The sequence below is a fragment of the Gluconobacter sp. GP1 genome, assembly GCF_032913585.1.
Lineage (GTDB): Bacteria > Pseudomonadota > Alphaproteobacteria > Acetobacterales > Acetobacteraceae > Gluconobacter > Gluconobacter cerinus.
Genome location: NZ_JASGXC010000001.1, coordinates 51,608 through 72,360, shown reverse-complemented (window position 1 = coordinate 72,360; position 20,753 = coordinate 51,608). Strand labels below are relative to the sequence as shown.

Genomic DNA, 20,753 nt, shown 5'->3' with positions numbered 1-20,753 from the left:
ATGCGTCTCTCTGAACTCCTCCGGCAGAATGGTTCCGTTCTGTCGCCTTCCGTTGACCCTGAAATCTGCGCGGTCACAGCAGACAGCAGACAGGTCCGGCCGGGCACGCTGTTTTTCGCTCTCCGTGGCGCAAAACAGGATGGAGCAGCTTTCATCCCACAAGCGGTCGCGAATGGTGCGGCTGCCGTTATTGCTGATCATCCGGCGCAAGCCGATATTCCTGTTCTGCTCACCCCTGATGCCAAGCGCCTGCTCGCGTTGACCGCTGTAACTCTTGCTGGTCCGCAGCCGACCTGTATCGCCGCGGTCACGGGAACAAACGGAAAAAGCAGCACGGCAGAGTTTCTCCGCCAGATCTGGACGCTTCAGGGCTTCAAGGCCGCCAGCCTTGGAACGCTCGGACTGGTTGCGAACGTTGATGTCCCGCCCCCACCGTCGCTCACAACGCCCGATCCCGTGTCCTTGGCCAAAACGCTTGCCTCTCTGGCACAGTATGGTGTGGATCATGTTGCGCTTGAAGCATCTTCACACGGACTGGAACAGCATCGCCTCGATGGCGTGACACTAAACGCAGCGGGCTTCTCAAATCTGACGCGCGACCATCTGGATTACCACGGCACCATCTCAGCTTATCGTGAAGCCAAGCTGCGTCTCTTTGAAGATCTCTTGCCGGCAGGTGGCATCGCTGCGGTCAATGCGGATATGGATCCGGAGACATTCAACGCCCTGAAGGCATTAGCAGCCCAGCGCGGTATGACACTCCGTACAGTAGGCAAGACAGGCATGGCCCTACGCCTCCTTGAAACCACACCCACACCTACCGGTCAAATCGTTCGGCTCTCCCTTTATGGAGAAGAGCTTCCGGAAATGACTTTGGCATTACCTGGCCTGTTCCAGGCTGATAATGCCATGCTGGCAGCCGCGATGTGCTGGCAGGATGAAAGCGAAGCACGAAGCATTGTGGAATACCTGCCGCAATTGACCGGTGTCCGCGGACGATGTGAGCGCGCAGCTGAGCTCTCCAATGGAGCAGCCGCCTACGTCGATTATGCCCACACGCCGGATGCGCTGGAACGCGTTCTCTCCAGCCTCCGTCCACACACTCAGGGACGGCTGGTCGTTGTGTTTGGTGCGGGCGGAGATCGCGATCGTGGCAAGCGCCCGTTAATGGGCGAAGTTGCAGCACGCATGGCGGACTTGGCGATTGTCACAGACGATAACCCGCGCACGGAAGATCCGCAGAGTATTCGTTCCGCCATCCATGCGGCCTGCCCGGAAGCACATGAAATCGGGGACCGGAGGTCCGCAATCGCCGCAGGGCTGGACGTGCTTCAGCCAGGGGACATTCTGGTTGTTGCTGGCAAGGGTCATGAGCAGGGACAGATTGTTGGTCAAACCGTTCTTCCGTTCGATGACCGCAGCGTTATCCGTGAACTCGCAGGTGCAGCATGAACGTTCTCTGGACATCCGAAGAGCTTCGTGATGCGACAAATGGCCGCCTTGAAGCCGACGTTTCCGTCACCGGAATTTCCATTGATACGCGGACACTGAAATCTGGCGACCTGTTCATCGCACTTAAGGGCGATGCCAGTGATGGCCACGCTCACATTACGCAAGCCCTCGATGCCGGTGCAGCGTGTGTAATGGTGCATGACACCAGAGGCCTGACAGATCCACGCCTCCTGATCGTTGCCGATACGATGACAGGCCTGGAAGCACTGGGACGCTTCGCACGCGCACGCTTTGATGGAAAAGTCGTTGCGATTACTGGCAGCGTCGGCAAGACCACGACGAAAGACATGCTCCGCACCGCACTTTCTGCGCTCGGGCCGACACATGCTGCCATCGCCTCATACAATAATCACTGGGGCGTCCCTCTCACCTTAGCGCGCCTCCCCCGCGACGCACGTTTTTGCGTGAGTGAGATTGGCATGAACCATGTGGGGGAAATTGCCCCCTTGGCTGCGCAGGTTCGCCCGGACGTCGGGATCATTACCACTATCGGAACAGCACATCTGGGCCACATGGGAAGCGTGGAAGAAATCGCGCGTGAAAAATCCCAGCTCTTCAGTGCATTACCAGCACACGGGACGGCCATTGCTCCGGACGATGCTGTGGGGCAAGACCTGTTTCAGGCAGCACTCCCTGCCCATGCATCTCTTTGGTTAAGCGGCTTTTCTGCTGCCGCCCAAGTCCGGTTGGAAAACCTGGTCTGCACCGCGGAAGGCAGCACTTTTACCCTGATAGTCCCTAATGCTCCGAGCGTGTCCGTCAGATTAACAGCTCCAGGCCGACATCTGGCGCGAAATGCCGCGCTGGCTCTCGGAGCTGTCGCAGCCCTTGGCGAAAATGTGCCGAATGCGGCTAAAGCGTTGACCGGGTTTGTTCCAGGAGCAGGCCGCGGACAGATGCGTACTGTGCTGAACGGCGTGCAGTTGCTTGATGAAAGCTACAATGCCTCCACGACCAGCATTCGTTCGGCGCTAGAGACTCTCTCGCTTCTTCCCGCCAAACGGCGCGTGGTCGCTCTGGGAGACATCCGTGAACTTGGCGAATTCGCAGAGGCAGAACATCGTTCTCTCGCGGATGCCGTAATCGCAGCAGATGCACTGGCTTTCTGCTGCGGCACCCACATGCACGCGCTTTACGAAGCTCTTCCCGAAACCGTGCGGGGTGGTTATGCCCCGGACGCGTCTTCCCTCGCCCCCCTTCTGTGTGATGCTCTCCGCCCCGGTGACCTTCTGCTTGTCAAAGGCAGTTTGGGTAGCCGGATGCGCGATGTCATTGCGGCCCTCGATAACGCTTCCAACCCGGTCTCTGCCTGATGCTGTTCAATCTCGTCGCCTCTCATGCCTCATCGCATGGCGGGTTCTTCAACCTCTTCCATTATCTGACGTTCCGCTCGGGTTGTGCGTGCCTGACGGCGCTGGTGATCTCGCTGGCGCTTGGCAACCCTTTCATTGCACAGCTCAAACGGATCCAGCGTGAGGGGCAACCTATCCGCACGCTTGGTCCGGAACGGCATATTCTGGAAAAGGCTGGCACGCCAACGATGGGCGGGATGCTGATCCTGATCGCGCTGTTCTCCGCGACGCTGTTGTGGGCAGACCTGACAAACGGTTTCGTCTGGGCCGTTATGCTCACGACTGCCGCATTCGGTGCCGTTGGCTTTGCAGACGACTATCTGAAGCTTTCCCGCCGGAATACGAAAGGTGTGTCCAAGCGTGTGCGGCTAGGATGTGAGTTTGCAGCCTCTCTCATCGCAGGCATCTGGCTCCAGCATCTGACGCCGCCGGAACTCCGTAATGCCGTCGCGTTCCCCTTCGTGAAGGATATCCTCCTTCCGCTCGGTTATGCCTTCCCACTGTTTGCGATGATTACGATCACAGGCTTCGGCAATGCCGTGAACTTCACTGACGGTCTGGATGGCTTGGCGATTGTTCCTGTCGTAATTGCAGCGCTCGTCTTTGCGCTGATTGCCTATCTCGTTGGCAACCATGTTTTTGCTGATTACCTCCAGCTTCACCCTGTTCCGGGCACCGGCGAACTGGCTGTGTTCTGCGCCGCACTGATTGGAGCGGGGCTTGGCTTTCTGTGGTTCAATGCTCCACCGGCTGCCGTTTTTATGGGTGATACAGGCTCCCTGTCCCTCGGCGGCGCACTGGGTGCCGTTGCTGTTGCCGTCAAGCATGAACTTGTTTTGTGCATTGTTGGCGGCGTATTCGTCGCAGAAACGCTCTCCGTCGTGATCCAGATTTTCTGGTTCAAGCGTACAGGTCGGCGCGTGTTCCTCATGGCACCGTTGCACCATCACTTTGAAAAGAAGGGCTGGCAGGAACCGAAGATCGTCGTACGATTCTGGATTGTCTCCATCGTTCTGGGGCTGTGTGGTCTGGCCACGCTGAAATTGAGATGACAGGCTTTCCAACAGATCTTCTCGCAGGGGAGCACTATGCGGTTTGCGGCCTTGGTCGTAACGGGGCGGCCGTAGTCAGGGCGTTGCTGAACATGGGTGCCGAGGTTCAGGCATGGGATGATAATGCCCCGTCTCTGCCCCCTCATGAGCGACTGACACTTGCGCCACTGACAGACCTTTCCGGCATGACAGCGCTCGTCCTGTCTCCTGGTATTCCGCATATTCTGCCTAAGCCGCATCCAGTGGCCGAACTGGCTCGCGCTCAGAATGTGCAGATCCTGTCAGATGCAGAACTGCTTTATCGCAATGTTCGCAAAGCCGGATCCAAAGCGCGTTTTGCAGCCATAACCGGTACTAACGGAAAATCCACAACAACAGCTCTGCTGGCGCATTTGCTGCAATCTGCCGGAGTTCCCTGTGTCGCGGGCGGCAATCTGGGCACTGCGTCTCTGGCACTACCTCTTCTGGCTGATACCGGCGTTTACGTTATTGAGATGTCGTCATACATGCTGGAACGGCTGGATCAGTTCCACGCTGCAACTGCCTGCCTGTTGAACATCACACCGGACCATCTTGATCGTCATGGAGACATGGATGGCTATGCGGCAGCGAAAGCGCATGTCTTCGACAACATGACGTCTGAAGATCTGGCGGCCATCGGAGAAGACGATCCATGGTGCCTGACGATCGCGGAGAAAATTTCGTCACGAGGAATTCCCGTCACGACGCTGGCGCCGGATGCGGTTCCATCCTTCGACGGTCCGGCACTCCCCGGACGGCACAACCGTCAGAACGTCGCCGCGGCTTGGGCGATGGCAAAGCATCTTGGTTTGAGCGATACGGCTATTCGTGATGGATTGGCGTCATTTCCCGGTCTGGAACATCGGCTGCAAAAGGTAGCCGAGCGGGATGGTGTGGCGTTCATCAACGATAGCAAAGCAACTAATGCCGAAGCTGCGTCCAAGGCGCTTGGGTCCTACGACCGTGTGATGTGGATTGCAGGGGGAACGGCTAAGGCGGGAGGCATCGAAATGCTTGTCCCATGGTTTGACCGCATTGCCCACGCGTTCCTCATTGGCCGAGATGCCTCTGTTCTTGCTGCAACGCTTCAAGCCAATGGCGTTCCCTACACGATGTGTGACACGCTTGATCGCGCAGTTCCCGCAGCGTTTGACGCAGCCGTGACAGGTGGTGTCAGAACCGTTCTTCTGTCTCCGGCCTGTGCAAGTTTTGATCAGTTTCGCAGTTTTGAGGATCGAGGGTCACACTTTCTCCAGATTTGCGATAATATTGTGAAATCAGGCCATTCGGGCGAAATGCTCAAAGCAGAACAGGAAGGTTGACGGTCATGGCGGGCTCCTCCCGTGTCGATTCATCGGCAATCGCCCGCTGGTGGCGCAATACCGACCGGGTCACGCTCGCCTGTGTCGGAATTCTGATCGGCCTGGGTTACGTACTGATGCTCGCGGCCAGCCCTGCCGTGGCTTCGAGAATTGGCGCGTCCCGCAACATGTTCATCCTCAAGCAGGTGATCTTCCTGGCGCTGGCTGGGGCGATCGTGCTTGGTGTGTCTTATCTTTCGCGAGCGGGCGTCAAAAAGCTGGCCTTTATCGGGGGTATTCTTGCCCTTGCCGCCACAGCCATGACACTGGTGCACGGGATGGAGATCAAAGGCGCGCGCCGCTGGATCGCCCTGCCCATGATGTCCGTGCAGCCTTCAGAATTTCTAAAACCCTGCTTTGCCGTCATGACGGGCTGGCTGCTTTCCGCACGCCGGATGGTCGTTTTGCGGGGGAACATAGCGTTCCCCGGAATGCTGATCGCATTCGCATGCTTTGGCGTCATTCTGGCGCTCCTCAAGTCCCAGCCGGACATTGGAATGTTGTCCGTCATCACCATGGTTTTTATGACGCAGCTCTTCGTCGACGGACTGCGTCTGTATTGGGTCGGGCTTTGTGTTGCAGGCATGATTGGTGCGTTCGGCATGGCGTTCGTCATGTTCCCGCACGTGCGCTCCCGTGTTGAACGGTTCCTGCATCCGGACGTTGGCGATCACTATCAGATCGACACGGCGCTTCGTGCTTTCGGAAATGGGGGTCTGCTCGGACGTGGTCCGGGCGAAGGGCGCGTCAAGGATCTGCTGCCTGATGCTCATGCCGACTTTGTTTTCGCCGTTGCTGGCGAAGAGTACGGCCTGTTGCTCTGCTTCGGCATTATCACCGTGTTCGGCATTATCGTTCTTCGCACCCTGCTGAAGCTTATGCGGGAAGAAGATCCTTTTGTGATTGTCTCTGCGGCAGGCCTGGTGACAGGGTTCGGGCTACAGGCGTTCGTCAACATGGGGTCAACACTTCACCTCATCCCAACGAAGGGCATGACGCTGCCATTCATTTCGTATGGTGGGAGTTCGGCCATGTCCATTGCTCTGACCATGGGAATGGTCCTTGCCCTGACGCGCCATCACGTTGGCCCGGGCAAGATTGCCCAGCGTGTCGCCACCCCTTACACCCCCGGTTCCCTTCTTGAGAGAAACACCCCATGAAACGTCCGATTGTCGTTGCTGCCGGTGGAACCGGAGGGCATTTTTTCCCGGCTGAAGCTGTTGCAACCGTCCTGGCAGAACGTGGGCATGACCTTGTTCTCATGACGGACGCCAGACATGGACGGCGCGAGACCGGCCTGTTCAAAGATCGGCCGCAATACGTGCTGGACGGTGCTGGCGTGGCTGGCAAAGGCCTGGGGGGGAAAGTGCGTGGCATCACTGCACTTTTCCGAGGCATGCTCGAAGCACGCAGAGTCCTCAAAACACTCGATGCCGCCGCTGTTGTCGGGTTTGGAGGATATCCATCCATTCCGCCGCTTCTGGCCTCTCGCATGTTGCCAAAATCGCAGCGTCCGGAAATGGTTATTCACGAAGGAAACGCGGTTCTCGGGCAGGCAAATGCCTTTCTGTCGCGCTTTTCTCCGCTCATCGCTACGTCTTATGACAGCGTTGCGCGCCTCCCGCAGGGCGCCCGCATCACTTTGACGGGCATGCCTGTTCGGGCCGGGATCGAAGCCCTGTTTGGACAACCCTATACCGCCCCGACAGAGACTGTTCGGCTCCTGGTCTGGGGGGGCTCTCTCGGTGCCCGCGTATTTTCAGATGTTGTGCCACAGGCTCTGGCTGCTCTGCCGGTTGGCTTCCGCACACGTCTGCATGTCACGCAACAGGTTCGTGCGGAAGACACCGATCGCGTTCGTGCCATCTATGAAGATGCTGGTATTGCGGTTGAGGTTGAACCTTTTTTCAACGACGTTCCCGAGCGACTGAAATCAGCCCATCTGGTTATTGGTCGCGCAGGCGGATCTTCTGTCGCGGAACTGGCCATGGCCGGACTTCCGTCCATTCTTGTGCCTCTGCCCATCGCAGCCTCTGACGAACAGGGCGCGAACGGCAAAGCGTTACAGGATGCGGGCGCTGCCTGGATGGTTCGTCAGCCGGATTTCACATCTGCCGCTCTCACAGCTCTTGTCGCTGACCTGATTACCCATCCTGAGCGTCTGTCCGCTGCGGCCGAAGCTGCACGTCAGTTTGCTCGCCCTCATGCTGCCGCAAAGGTAGCAGACCTGATCGAAGCTGGCCTTCGGTCCTGATCATCTCTTTTTACCCTATTACCTCAAGAGTACCTGCCCCATGCGCGCCCTGCCCCTGAACATCGGAACCATTCATTTCGTCGGTATCGGCGGTATCGGAATGTCCGGCATTGCAGAAGTCCTGCACATGCTGGGCTACCGGGTTCAGGGTTCAGATATTGCGGAAAGCTCGAATGTTCAGCGTCTGCGACACGCTGGCATCCAGATCCACATCGGACATGATGCCTCCAATCTGGGTGACGCCCAGGTTGTCGTGACCTCTACAGCCGTCAAGAAAGACAACCCTGAGGTTGTTGCGGCGCGAGCAAAGCTGATCCCGGTCGTTCGTCGTGCGGAAATGCTGGCAGAGCTGATGCGTCTGCGCTGGTCTGTCGCGATCGGGGGCACACACGGTAAGACCACGACGACAAGCCTCGTGGCGTGTGTTCTGGAGCATGCGAAGCTGGACCCGACCGTCATCAATGGCGGCATCATCGAGGCATACGGCACCAACACCCGTATGGGCTCCGGTGACTGGATGGTTGTTGAGGCCGACGAAAGCGACGGATCATTCCTTCGTCTGCCTGCGGTCATTGCGGTCATCACGAACATGGACCCCGAGCATCTGGATCACTGGGGTACGGAAGAAGCCATGCAGGCGGGCTATGACCAGTTCGTCTCCAACATTCCGTTCTATGGCTTTGCAGTCCTGTGCGTGGATCACCCTCAGGTTCAGCAGATGATCCCGCGCCTGTCCGATCACCGCATCATCACTTACGGTTTCAGCCCGCAAGCCGATGTTCGTGCTGAGAAGGTCGTGATGGACAAGCGTGGCGCAACATTCGAGGTTGTAGTCACGAACCGCGCCCGCAACCGGACGCGTCGCGCCGGTCCGTTCCGCCTGCCGATGCTGGGGCATCATAACGTTCTGAACTCTCTGGCAGCCATCGCAGTGGCGTTGGAAATGGAAATCAGTGATTCCGTCATCGCCTCCGGCCTTGCGTCCTTCAAGGGCGTAAAGCGTCGTTTCACGCGGACAGGTGAATTCAATGGCGTGTCGATCATTGATGATTATGGTCACCATCCGGTCGAGATTGCAGCTGTCCTGAAAGCTGCCCGTCAGGCAGGCGCAAAGAACGTCATCGCCGTGGTGCAGCCGCATCGTTATTCCCGCCTAAAAGGCCTGTTCGGCGAGTTCTGCACCTGCATGAACGATGCTGACACCGTTATCGTGGCTGACGTGTATGCAGCTGGTGAAAGCCCGATTGAAGGCGCAGATCGTGATGCTCTGGTCGAAGGCCTGCGGGATCGTGGACATCGGTCTGTTGTGCCATTGCCCTCACCTGAACTTCTTCCTGAGATGGTGAACGCAATTGCAAAGCCCGGCGACTATGTTGTCTGCCTCGGTGCCGGAACAATCACCCAGTGGGCTCAGACCCTTCCGCAAGAACTGGAAGCTCTGAACACCAAGAGCCCGGCGCCGGAAAGCGCTGTATGAGCGACAACTTTCCAGTTCAGGGCCTTCGCGGACGTCTGACCGCCAATGCACCGCTGGGAGCCCGCGCCTGGTTCCGCACCGGCGGCCCGGCTGACTGGCTGTTCGTGCCAGAAGACGCCGATGATCTGGCTGACCTGCTGCGGAACTGCCCCGTCGACATGCCCCTGACAGTTCTGGGCGCATGCTCAAATGTCATCATCCGCGATGGTGGTATTGAAGGCGTGGTGGTCCGGCTGGCCCGTGGTTTCTCGGACATTGAAGTCCAGGCTGACGGCTTGGTGGTGGGTGCCGCGGCTCTGGATGTCACGGTGGCCGAGCACAGTGCCGCCGCCGGGCTGGCGGGGCTGGAGTTTCTGGTCGGGATTCCCGGGTCCATCGGCGGAGCTGTGCGCATGAACGCTGGCGCTTATGGTTCGGACATCAATGCCGTTCTCGACTGGGCGGATATTCTCACGTCAGATGGCGAATTGCGTCGCCTCACCTGTGAAGAACTGGGCTTTGCGTACCGTCATTCGGCTTTGCCGGAAGGTGCTATTGTCATTCGGGCCAGACTGCGTGGCACACCGGACGCGCCAGATGCCATTCGGGAACGCCTTGCAGAAATTCGTGCCTCTCGCGAAGCGTCCCAGCCCGTTCGTGCCCGCACTGGTGGCTCAACGTTTCGCAACCCGGAGGGTCACAAAGCCTGGGCGCTAATTGATGAAGCAGGTTGCCGTGGCCTGACGTTTGGTGGCGCTCAGGTCAGTGAGAAGCATTGCAACTTCCTGCTGAACATTGGTGATGCCAATAGCGAACAGCTTGAAACGCTTGGGGAAACTGTTCGCAAGAAAGTTCTGGACCATAGCGGAATTGACCTGCACTGGGAGATCAGACGCATTGGTCGTCGTGACGTAGGAGAGAAGACAGTATGAAGGTCGCAGTTTTATATGGCGGTACGTCCAGCGAGCGACCTGTCAGCCTTGTCAGTGGCAATGCAGCCATCTCTGCCCTGCGTGAGAAAGGGCATGAGGTAACGCCAGTCGATGTCGGTGCCGATATTGCCGTCACCATTCAGGCTCTGAGAGTCGCCGCCCCTGACGTCGTCTTCAATGCATTGCACGGCCCCAAAGGCGAAGATGGCGCCATTCAGGGTGTGCTGGAATGGATGGGACTTCCGTACACACACTCCGGCATCCGCGCCTCTGCTGTCGCAATGGACAAGGGAGCAACCCGCATGCTGCTCGCGGCAGCGGGGCTTCCCATTGCGGAAGGCCGTGTCATCACGCCTGAAGAACTGGCGGAAGCAGACCCGCTGCCCGTTCCGTATGTTGTGAAGCCCGTTGCGGAAGGATCGTCCGTCGGCGTTGAAATCATCCGCCAGGGTGATAACCGTCGTGCCGAAATCGCAAAAAACTGGCGCTTTGGCAAAGAAGCTCTTGTTGAAGCCTTCGTGCCGGGCCGTGAGCTGACTGCGGGCGTCATGGGCGATCGCGCTCTGGCCGTTACCGACATTCTGCCTGCCGAAACGGCTGCATTCTACGATTTCGAAGCAAAGTACAAAGCTGGTGGCTCCCGGCATGTTGTTCCGGCAGAGCTGCCAGAAAGCGTGACGGAGCGTGCATTGGATTACGCTCTGCGCGCTCATCAGATTCTGGGATGTTCTGGCGCCAGCAGAACGGATTTCCGCTACGATGACGAGACTGACACTCTGATCGTTCTCGAGGTTAACACGCAGCCGGGTATGACCCCGACCTCATTGCTGCCGGAACAGGCTGCGTATTGTGGCATCTCCTATCCGGATCTTTGTGACTGGCTGGTTCAGGAGGCACTGACCCGCTGATGCGCAGGGACTCCCGCCCTCAGGAACCCGATTTCCGACGTGACCCGGCTTTCCGCCCGGCGCCGATGCCGCCTTACGAGGACCGGCCGTCACGGACGAAACTGTTCCTGCGCCGTCAACGGAAACTGATTCGCCCCGGAATCGTATTCCTTGTCGTGGTCGGACTGGGAGGAGTAGGAGCGCGCCTCCTGTATGACGCAGCGTCGGAAGAGCGTTTTGCTCCGCTAAGAGCCAAGCTTGTTGCCATGGAGCCACTGCCTATTCGGCACGTCATCATCAATGGTCGCGGCATGACCAGCGAGGCATCAATTTACGAAGCCCTGGGAACAAGTACTGGCCACCCAATTTTCGGTTTTTCTGTTGAAGCCGCACGCCAGCGCATTGATGAACTTCCCTTCGTGGATCATGCGACCGTCGAGCGGCGGATGCCGGATACGATCATCATTAACCTGACCGAACGTACACCCATCGCCGTCTGGCAAACACATGGGCATTTTTCGCTCATTAATCAGGCCGGCGAAGAAGTTCCCGATCAGGGCATGACAGGCAAGAATGCTCAGGCATTCCTTCAGTTACCGCTTGTCGTTGGCGATGGTGCCAATACTGCCGCGTCCGTCGTCATTGACGCTTTGGCCAAACAGCCTGATGTCAAATCCCGTGTGACTGCTCTCATTCGTGTGGGAAACAGGCGCTGGAATGTGACCCTGAAAGACGGGACAACTGTCATGCTCCCCGAAGGCGAAGAGGCCGCAGCGTTTGCACGTCTCGCACAATACCAGACAAGCATGAACCTGCTGGATCGTCCTGTCGTCTCGATTGACATGCGCCTTCCAGATCGCATGGTCATTCATCAGACACCTGCGCCCACTCCTCCTCCTGACGCAGCCAAAACAGACACACCCGCCCCTCCTTCTGACAGCAGCCAGACGACACAGCAGCCATGACCGATCTTACACCAACGTCCGATCTTCCGGCCTTTCGCCGCCGGGGTGGTCTGCGGGGCCGGTCCCTGATCCCTGTGGGCGGCGAACGCGAAGTTGCGCTGAACCGCGCATCACGTGAAATCCTGCCGCTGCCTCCGGAAGAGACATCCAAGCCTCGTGTCTGGCGCAATGGTGTTTTCGGTGCGCTGGATATCGGCACGACGAAAATGACCTGCCTTATTGGCAAGGGTGAGCCGGATGGTTCCATTCAGGTTCTGGGTTATGGCTGGCGACGCTCCCACGGAATTCGATCTGGATCGATCGTTGATATTCGTGAAGCCGAAGCTGCCATTCGCGCCACCGTTGGTCAGGCAGAGGAAGCCGCAGAGCGACGCATGGACTCACTGGTCGTCAATCTGTCCTGCGGTCATCCCCGAAGCCGACTGATCGATGCCCATATGCCCATTGGTGGCCGTGAAGTCACGGATGGAGATGTTCAGCGCCTGATCACGGACGGTCAGGCCCGCGCATGGTCAGAAGGCCGGGACGTCATCCATACCCTTCCCATCGGGTATGTCGTTGACTCCATGCCTGGCATTGCTGATCCGCGTGGCCATCAGTGTGAACAGCTGGCCACGAAACTGCATGTTGTTGACATGAACTCCAGTGCTCTCCGCACACTGGATACAGTTCTTCAGCATTCAGAGCTCAAACTTGACGGGCTGGTTTCCAGCCCCTTTGCCTCTGGCGTTGCCGTGCTGGCTGACGAAGAACGTGATTTAGGCGTTACCGTCGTGGAAATGGGAGGCGGAACCACCTCTCTCGCAGTTTTCTGTGAAGGGCGACTGATCCATACGGCACAAATTCCTGTCGGCGGCCTCCATGTTACCCGTGATATTGCGGGCGTTCTTTCGACATCTCTGGAAACTGCAGAGCGTCTGAAAACCATGTATGGTGCGGCACAGCTTGGATCCGACGATCAACGAGAAATCCTGTCCGTGCCCCTCATTGGGGAAGGCCGGGACCGTTTGGCCCGTATTCCGCGCTCGAAAGTGATCTCCGTTATTCAGCCTCGCGTTGAAGAGACACTTGAACTTGTGCGCCATGCTCTGGACAATGCAGGTCTGGGGCGTCTCGCCAACGGGCGTGTCGTTCTGACAGGCGGGGCCTCCCTGATGGAAGGCATTGTGCCTGTCGCAACACGCATTCTTGCCCGGCCTGTTCGCATGGGCAAACCGCTAAACGTTCATGGCCTGCCGGAGACTGCTGCAGCTTCGGCCGGTTTTTCCACCGCTGCGGGGCTTCTGGCCTGGGCAGCGGGCGCAGATCGGGACTTTGGGGACATTTCAACCCCGGAACCTCGATCTGGCAGCCTTCTGAAACGTCTCGTGGGGTTCATCCGCGACCGTGGATGAGCTACACAGAAAATAACGCCCTTTTTTCCGTTGCTTCCTCGCAGTTCCGGACCTGATCATGACTTTGAACCTTACCCCGACCCCGAACTCTCACGTTGAACTGGCCCCGCGCATTACCGTCGTCGGTGTTGGTGGTGGTGGCACGAATGCCGTCAACAACATGATCGATTCGGAGCTCAAGGGCGTCGAGTTCGTTGTTGCCAACACGGATGCGCAGCAGCTCGCCCACTCCAAGGCTGAACGCCGCGTCCAGCTTGGCCCCCATCTGACACGCGGTCTCGGCGCAGGCGCCAAGCCGGAAATCGGCCGCGAAGCTGCTGAAGAAGCTGCACAGGAAATCGAGCGTCAGCTGGAAGGGGCGAATCTGGTCTTCATCACAGCCGGTATGGGCGGTGGTACGGGTACGGGTGCGGCCCCGGTTATTGCGCGCATGGCCCGTGAACGTGGCGTTCTGACAGTTGGTGTGGTGTCGAAGCCCTTCAACTTTGAAGGTCGTCGCCGCACGCTGGCTGCTGAATCCGGTATCGCCGAGCTTCAAAAGCACGTCGACACCCTGATTGTTATTCCGAACCAGAACCTGTTCAATTCCGCGAACCAGAACACGACATTCCGTGAAGCCTTTAAAATGGCTGACAACGTCCTGAACATGGGTGTTCGCGGCATTACGGACCTGATGGTCTCTCCGGGCCTCATCAATCTCGACTTTGCGGACGTGAAGGCCGTGATGGAAGAGATGGGCAAGGCCATGATGGGCACCGGTGAAGCAACCACGGAAGATGACGGTGAAGATCGCGCCGTTGCCGCTGCCGAGCGCGCCATTTCCAACCCACTGCTTGAAGATGCGTCCATGGCTGGCGCCCGCGGCCTGCTGATCAACATCACAGGTGGTGAAGATCTGACACTTTACGAAGTGAACGCAGCTGCCGATCGTATTCGTGAAGAAGTTGCCGAAGAAGCCAACATCATCTTTGGTGCTCTGATCGATGAAAACATGAACGGACGTATTCGCGTGTCCGTTGTGGCAACGGGCATCGACACCCAGTCCAGAAATGATCCGGGCAACACAGAAACAACTCCTGCGTCGCCTCCGCAGCAGGCCCCATCGGTTTCGGCTCCACGCGATACGTCTGCTCAAAGCCGCCAGGCACCCCAGACGTTTCAGCCGGGATCAACCTACGCAGGTGGGCCGCCACGCCCGAACTTCAACCTTGACCCGAACGCGTCACAGCAGCCTGCATCACCCCCACCGGCAGCAGAAAGCCCGGTTGCACCCCCGCCACATGCGGCCCCTCAGCAGCCGCACGTCGCAGCCCCGCAGGACGATGCAGCACCGCGCTCCCCGCGCGCTGGCCTGTTTTCCGAGCCGCCGCGTGCACCAGCTCCAGAAGCCCCACGCAGCATTTTCGGTCTCATGACAGGCGCTTTCCGGAGCCGTCCGGCTCCGCAGCAAGCAGCTCCGCAAGCCCCGCGCACGGAGCAGAACAGCCGTGACACATATCAGCAGACGGATCATCATAACCCCTCCGACCAGCGCCATAACCAAGCGCCGTCTGACGGTAGCGATGATTCCACGCTCGATATCCCGACCTATCTTCGTCGCTGAATAAGCAAACTGCTTTCCTGTAAAATCTTGCGCATCGCAGGAAAGCAGTCAGGTAATATCCGGCAACAATCATTGAATGGCACTCCGGCGATGACTGGGTTTTATTATAAGCCAGTCTAAATCGTCGGGGGATTCATGCAGGTTACGCCAGCGCATCATGGAAAGTCGGTTCCAGCAGATCGAAAGGTCCGCCCGCTACTTTCCAGCGCGTCTGACAGCACGCAGACGCCTCTTTTCTCTGAGCGTCCCGATTTGAAGAACCTGCAGACAACCCTTCATTCTCCCATATCCTGCCGAGGCATCGCCCTTCACAGTGGCCTTGATGTCGATCTGGAAATTTCACCAGCCGAAGCGGATACTGGCATTCGCTTTCAGCGGAGCGATTACCCCGGCTCTCCTTCGTTTCCCGCTCTCTATGACCGGATTATCGACACCAAACTCTCGACTGTTGTCGCATGCAAAGACGATCCTTCTTTACGTGTAGCGACCATTGAGCATTTGATGGCGGCGCTTAACGCCATGGAAATCGATAATGCGCTTATTTCGGTCAGCGGGCCGGAACTGCCTGTGCTGGACGGGTCGGCAGATGCCTTTGCCTTCCTCTTGCGATGCGCGGGCAAGAAAACGCTGAATACGCCACGAAAAATTATTGAAATTCTTCGAAACGTGAGAGTTGAGGGCGACAACGGGGCTTTTGCCGAGCTACGCCCGGCTCAACGCGGTCTTTCTCTTGCAATTTCGTTAAATTTTGATGCTGAAGCCATTGGGTGTCAGCGCTATGCCATGCAGCTCGATCCGGCGCGTTTTCTGGAAGAAGTGTCTTTCTGCCGTACTTTTGTGAACCGCAAAGACATTGAGTATCTTCAAAGTATCGGCCTCGCTCGCGGCGGGTCTCTCGACAATGCTGTTGTAGTGGACGGCAAGACCATCCTTAATCCAGCGGGCTTGAAAATCGAGCGGGAATTTGCCCGGCATAAGCTTCTGGATGCTATCGGTGATCTCTATTGCTGCGGGCATCGCCTAAAAGCGGGATTTATCGGCCATAAGTCTGGTCACAAGATCAATAACGAGCTTCTGCGCAGCGTTTTCTCAAATCAGAAAAACTGGCGTTTTGAAGCAGAGACCCCTACCGTTTCGGCACGCGGCCATCGTCGCACACGCGTCGCAGCCTAAGGTTAAATGGCGGGTCTTTCGTCCCCGCATTCCCGTGATATAAGACGGGCTTCACGGGAAGAGCAGGTATGGCAAGCAGCACTCAGCATCATTTCGAAGTGTCCTGGAACGGACGGGGTCTTGTTCTGAAGGCTGCGGCCGTAAGCGGTTTGCTGCTTCTGTCAGGCTGTTCATTGCTTTCTCACAAGCATGAGAAGCCGGTCATTCCAAAGGCTGCTGACGCAGAGACGCTGTATAACTACGGTATCGATGCTCTTCATTCCGGCCGATATGAACTGGCAGGCGGCGAATTCGAGCTGCTTCAGCAGAATTATCCGTACTCTGGTTTCACCGGCAATGCCGAGCTGATGGAAGGCTATGCCTACTACCTGCAAGGTGAGTATGCGCTTTCGGTTCAGCAGCTTGAGCGTTATCTCCAGCTACACCCGACCAGCCCTGATGCGGCCTATGCCTTCTATCTGCGCGCGCTTTGCTATTATGAGCAGATCGCTGACGTGCAGCGTGACCAGCAGGGAACGGTTGAAGCCCTTGATGCTCTGGAAGAGGTTATTACCCGCTTCCCACAGACAGCTTACGCACGTGATGCCCAGCTGAAGATCGATCTTTGCCGTGATCATCTTGCAGGTAAGGAAATGCTGGTTGGCCGCTGGTATCAGCAGCAGCGCAACTATGAAGCCGCGATGACGCGTTATCAGCGTGTCGTGCAGGATTTCCAGACCACGAACCACGTAGCTGAAGCGCTGGAGCGTCTGGTCGAAGTCTATTTGGCTCTCGGTCTCAAGGATCAGGCCAGACAGACTGCATCCGTGCTGGGTTACAACTATCCAGACAGTCAGTGGTACCGCTATGCCTATGCAAATCTGCGGGATAACAAGCTGCTGTCCAGTGAGTTCAAGCAGCCCACCAAGACGTCCAGCAAGCCGCGTGGATTCTTTTCCCGCGCCTGGCATAGCGTATTCTGATGTGAGGCGTTTGAAACACGCCTCACTACACACAACATTCCCGTCATGCTGACCCATCTCTCGATCCGTGACGTCGTTCTGATCGAAAAGCTCGATCTGACCCTGGCCGCTGGTCTCACCGTTCTGACGGGTGAGACCGGTGCTGGTAAATCCATCCTGCTCGATAGTCTTGGCCTTGCCCTCGGCGACCGTGCCAATGCTGGACTGATCCGCTCCGGGGCAGCGCAAGCTAGTGTGGCTGCCATCTTTGAAGTTCCGTCCGGGCATCCTGTTTTCACTCTCCTAAGTGAACAGGGAATCGCACTGGAGGAAGCTTCGGAGCCTCTGGTGCTGCGCCGCATCGTCACGCCTGATGGACGCTCACGCGCTTATGTCTCGGATCAGCCGGTTGGAATTAGTCTACTGCGGCGTATCGCGTCTCAACTCGTGGAAATCCAGGGCCAGCACGAGCAGATGGGCCTCGCCGATCAGGGCACCCACCTGAATTTGCTGGATGCATTCGGCGTCAAACGGGACCTGTTGGCGCGAACCGCCACAACGTTTCATCAATGGGCCAATGCCCGCACAGCCCTCGCAAAGGCACGCTCCGAAATGGATGCTGCTGCGCGCGAGGAAGAGTGGCTACGCGCGACAGTTGATGACCTCTCGACTTTGGCTCCTCAGGAAGGCGAAGAAGAGTCGCTTGCCGCGCTCCGTGTCAGTCTTCAGCAAGACGAACGTCGCGGAGAGGCTGTTGCCGCAGCCCTTTCTGAACTGACGCCGCGTGACCGACGCTCATCAAACCCTTCCGCAGCTTTGCGGTCTGCCAGCAGGGCATTGGTCCGGCTGCTGCCGTCTTCTGCAGAAACTGAGGGCAGCACCTCCACTCATCAGGCGCAGGCTCAGGAAGCTTTGGATGCGCTGGAAAAAGCTGAGGAAGCGTTAGCAGAAGCAGAAATGCTGCTAACGCGTCTTGCTGCCGATACGGAGAGCGATCCACGGCTGCTGGAAGAGACAGAAGAGCGTCTTTTCTCCCTGCGGGCCGAAGCCAGAAAACATAATGTCTCGGTCGCCGAACTCCCGTCCTTTCTCGCGTCCCTGAAAAGCCGTCTGGCTGCGCTCGATTCGGGTAATGCCGAACTGTCACGGCTTGAAATCGCTCTGACAGAAGCGCGGCTGGCCTATGAAGAAGCCGCGAAAGCTCTGTCCAAGGCGCGCGAACACTCTGCTCAGAAACTTGAGCAGGCCGTCAGCCGTGAGTTGAAGCCGGTCAAGCTTGAACGCGCCCGTTTCATTGTCTCGCTGCTCCCGCTCGCACCCGAACAATGGAACAGCCGCGGCATGGAGCAATCCTCTTTTCTTATCGCGGCAAACCCCGGTCAGGCGCCCGGTCCCTTGGCCAAAGTGGCCTCTGGCGGTGAGCTATCGCGTCTCATGCTGGCGCTGAAGGTTGTGCTGGCCCAGCGCTCTGATGTTGGAACACTGGTCTTTGACGAGGTAGATTCTGGCGTTGGCGGCGCAACCGCATCGTCAATCGGCGACCGGCTTCACAAGGTCGCACAGGACGTGCAGGTCCTCGTCGTAACGCACAGCCCGCAGGTTGCCGCACGAGGTGACCATCACCTGCGCATTGCCAAGCGCATCCGCAACGAGCGCACTGAAACACTTGCAGAGCCTCTTTCCCGTGAGGCCCGCCGCGAAGAAATTGCCCGGATGCTTGCGGGTGACGTCATTACTGATGCGGCACGCGGCGCCGCAGATAGCCTTCTGGAACAGACCGCATGAATTCTGCCGATCGTCACGCCGAACTTGAGACCCTGCTCGCCCGATGGGACGAGGCCTATCACGGCAAGGACGACCCGGAGGTTTCTGACGCAGAATATGACGCTGCCCGGCGTGAGCTTCTGGAGCTGGAAGACGCCAACCCTGAGCTTCGTCGTGAGGGAGGAGCGAGCGATCGCGTAGGCGCCCTACCCGATTCGGCTTTTGGAAAGCACCGTCACCTTGTTCCCATGCTGTCTCTGGATAACGTCTTTGGGGCAGACGGATTTGAAGGATTTGTGTCCCGCGCCGGTCGCTTTCTGGGACTGGATGACGACGGCATTCAGGCTCTTCAATTTGTCGCTGAGCCCAAAATTGACGGCCTCTCTATCAACCTGACGTATGAAAATCGAAAATTCGTCCGGGGCGTCACGCGCGGAAACGGTATTGAGGGTGAAGACGTCACGGCCAATCTGCTGACGCTCAAGGATATTCCGCACACTCTCCCTGATGATGCACCAGATGTCATAGAAATCCGTGGTGAAGTTTTCCTCTCAAAGAAGAACTTCCTAACCCTGAATGAGCAACAGGCAGAACGCGGGATCAAACCGTTCGCCAATCCGCGAAATGCCGCAGCAGGATCTCTTCGACAGCTAGACCCGGAAATCACACGCAACCGACCCTTGTCCCTGTTCGCCTACGCTCAGGGTTACGCATCGTCCGCTGTGAGCGAAACACATTCAGGATATCTTGAAGCCCTGACACGCTGGGGCTTCACGGTTAATCCTCTGTCCAAACTAATCGAACATGCCCGGGATATCCCCGCGTATGTGGACAGGCTCACTCTCGATCGCTCCAGCCTCGATTATGATATCGATGGCATTGTCTTCAAACTGAACGATATTACCCTTCAGAACCGACTGGGGTTTGCAGGTCGCGCACCACGCTGGGCCATCGCCTGGAAGTTCCCGGCTGAACAGGCCATCACCCGGCTGCTGCGGATTGAAATTCAGGTCGGACGAACTGGCGCCTTGACCCCTGTCGCTCATCTGGAGCCCGTCAATGTTGGTGGCGTGATTGTTGCGCGCGCAACCCTGCACAACGAAGACGAAATCGCCCGTAAGGACGTTCGTGATGGCGATCTGGTTCGCCTTCAACGTGCCGGAGACGTCATTCCACAAATTCTGGGCGTTGTGGAAAGCGATGAGCCACGCAGCCAGCGATATGTCTTCCCTGATCATTGCCCGGTCTGCGGATCACTGGCTGAGCGTGTTCATGGAGAAGCAGTGCGCCGCTGTACCGGCGGACTGACCTGTGAGGCACAGGTCGTGGAACGCCTGATTCACATGGTGTCACGGGGCGCGTTCGACATTGACGGTCTCGGAGACCGCAGCATCCGAGAATTCCATGCCGCGGGCTACGTCCTTCGACCAGGTGATATTTTTCGCCTGAGCGCACATCAGGATGAACTTCAGAAACGGGACGGCTGGGGAGAACTCTCGGTCAGGAATCTTCTCCAGGCGATTGATGAACGACGGACCATATCTCTGGCCAGGCTCATTTTCGGTCTTGGAATTCGCCGGATCGGGGAGCGTAACGCCCAGTTGCTTGCGCGGCATTACGGCACCTTCGAAGCCTGGCGCGACGCAATGGTAGCCGCAAACGCGGGCAGCGAAGAGCGGGAAGCATTAGATTCCATCATGGGCGTTGGTGGTGCGATTGCAGACGAACTGGTTGCATTCTTTTCAGAAGCCCACAACGTCGAAACTCTTGATGATCTGCGGCAGCAACTTCACACAATTGAAGCAGAAGAAGCACCGTCCGAAGGCCACCTCTCGGGCAAAACCATCGTCTTCACCGGCACCCTGACCACAATGACGCGCCCTGAAGCAAAAGCGATCGCGGAGCGTCTTGGGGCACAGGTAACCGATAGTGTTTCCAAAAAGACGTCTCTGGTTGTGCTGGGAGAAAAAGCCGGATCAAAAGCAAAGAAGGCTGCTGATCTGGGACTTGAAACTGTTGATGAAGCCGGTTGGAGAACATTGGCAGGGATTTGACAGTTTTAAGACATTGAGGACCTGCATGGCTG

General features: G+C 57.7%; 16 protein-coding genes. All 16 read left to right on the top strand.

Translation table 11 applies throughout. The annotated features are described in order from the left end of the window. The 16 genes from R5H23_RS00335 to ligA all read left to right on the top strand — a co-directional run bounded on the left by R5H23_RS00335 (window position 1) and on the right by ligA (window position 20,721). The gene (locus R5H23_RS00335; protein WP_317213853.1) at window positions 1–1,452 is read left to right on the top strand and encodes a UDP-N-acetylmuramoyl-L-alanyl-D-glutamate--2,6-diaminopimelate ligase; all 1,452 of its coding nucleotides are present in this window, start codon (window positions 1–3) and stop codon (window positions 1,450–1,452) included. Continuing rightward, entirely contained in the window at window positions 1,449–2,825 is a 1,377-nt protein-coding gene (gene murF, locus R5H23_RS00330) for a UDP-N-acetylmuramoyl-tripeptide--D-alanyl-D-alanine ligase (protein ID WP_317213852.1), read from the top strand. Before R5H23_RS00335 ends, murF begins: the two co-directional genes overlap by 4 nt. Continuing rightward, window positions 2,825–3,916 (top strand): phospho-N-acetylmuramoyl-pentapeptide-transferase, encoded by a 1,092-nt coding sequence (gene mraY, locus R5H23_RS00325; protein ID WP_064273099.1) that lies wholly within the window; start codon window positions 2,825–2,827, stop codon window positions 3,914–3,916. The genes murF and mraY overlap by 1 nt, the downstream gene beginning before the upstream one ends. After that, on the top strand, window positions 3,913–5,259 hold the full coding sequence (gene murD, locus R5H23_RS00320; protein WP_317213851.1) for a UDP-N-acetylmuramoyl-L-alanine--D-glutamate ligase: 1,347 nt from the start codon (window positions 3,913–3,915) through the stop codon (window positions 5,257–5,259). The genes mraY and murD overlap by 4 nt, the downstream gene beginning before the upstream one ends. Before the next feature lie 5 nt (window positions 5,260–5,264). Continuing rightward, window positions 5,265–6,458, top strand: a complete 1,194-nt coding sequence (locus tag R5H23_RS00315; RefSeq protein WP_317213850.1) for a putative peptidoglycan glycosyltransferase FtsW — start codon at window positions 5,265–5,267, stop codon at window positions 6,456–6,458. Beyond that, window positions 6,455–7,552, top strand: coding sequence for an undecaprenyldiphospho-muramoylpentapeptide beta-N-acetylglucosaminyltransferase (gene murG, locus R5H23_RS00310; protein WP_317213849.1), 1,098 nt, complete (start codon window positions 6,455–6,457; stop codon window positions 7,550–7,552). The genes R5H23_RS00315 and murG overlap by 4 nt, the downstream gene beginning before the upstream one ends. 40 nt (window positions 7,553–7,592) lie before the next feature. Then, window positions 7,593–9,029: a UDP-N-acetylmuramate--L-alanine ligase gene (gene murC, locus R5H23_RS00305; protein WP_046901369.1), complete on the top strand. Its 1,437-nt coding sequence runs from the start codon at window positions 7,593–7,595 to the stop codon at window positions 9,027–9,029. After that, a complete protein-coding gene (gene murB / locus R5H23_RS00300) occupies window positions 9,026–9,940 on the top strand; it encodes a UDP-N-acetylmuramate dehydrogenase (protein ID WP_317213848.1) in 915 nt (304 codons plus the stop codon). The genes murC and murB overlap by 4 nt, the downstream gene beginning before the upstream one ends. After that, window positions 9,937–10,848, top strand: coding sequence for a D-alanine--D-alanine ligase (locus tag R5H23_RS00295; protein WP_211498201.1), 912 nt, complete (start codon window positions 9,937–9,939; stop codon window positions 10,846–10,848). Before murB ends, R5H23_RS00295 begins: the two co-directional genes overlap by 4 nt. Further along, window positions 10,848–11,792, top strand: coding sequence for a cell division protein FtsQ/DivIB (locus tag R5H23_RS00290; protein WP_211516637.1), 945 nt, complete (start codon window positions 10,848–10,850; stop codon window positions 11,790–11,792). The genes R5H23_RS00295 and R5H23_RS00290 overlap by 1 nt, the downstream gene beginning before the upstream one ends. Beyond that, entirely contained in the window at window positions 11,789–13,186 is a 1,398-nt protein-coding gene (ftsA, locus tag R5H23_RS00285) for a cell division protein FtsA (RefSeq protein ID WP_046901366.1), read from the top strand. The genes R5H23_RS00290 and ftsA overlap by 4 nt, the downstream gene beginning before the upstream one ends. A gap of 58 nt (window positions 13,187–13,244) precedes the next feature. Then, entirely contained in the window at window positions 13,245–14,789 is a 1,545-nt protein-coding gene (gene ftsZ, locus R5H23_RS00280; RefSeq protein ID WP_317213847.1) for a cell division protein FtsZ, read from the top strand. A 135-nt stretch (window positions 14,790–14,924) separates the two neighbouring features. Further along, complete coding sequence (gene lpxC / locus R5H23_RS00275) at window positions 14,925–15,962, top strand: UDP-3-O-acyl-N-acetylglucosamine deacetylase (protein WP_317213846.1); 1,038 nt, start codon at window positions 14,925–14,927, stop codon at window positions 15,960–15,962. Between the two features lie 68 nt (window positions 15,963–16,030). Then, window positions 16,031–16,924, top strand: a complete 894-nt coding sequence (locus R5H23_RS00270; protein ID WP_046901363.1) for an outer membrane protein assembly factor BamD — start codon at window positions 16,031–16,033, stop codon at window positions 16,922–16,924. Between the two features lie 45 nt (window positions 16,925–16,969). Next, a complete protein-coding gene (gene recN / locus R5H23_RS00265; protein ID WP_317213845.1) occupies window positions 16,970–18,688 on the top strand; it encodes a DNA repair protein RecN in 1,719 nt (572 codons plus the stop codon). Further along, window positions 18,685–20,721 carry an NAD-dependent DNA ligase LigA gene (gene ligA, locus R5H23_RS00260; RefSeq protein ID WP_317213844.1) on the top strand — a complete coding sequence of 679 codons (2,037 nt, stop codon included), beginning with the start codon at window positions 18,685–18,687 and terminating at the stop codon, window positions 20,719–20,721. Before recN ends, ligA begins: the two co-directional genes overlap by 4 nt. The last annotated feature ends 32 nt before the right edge of the window (window positions 20,722–20,753 follow it).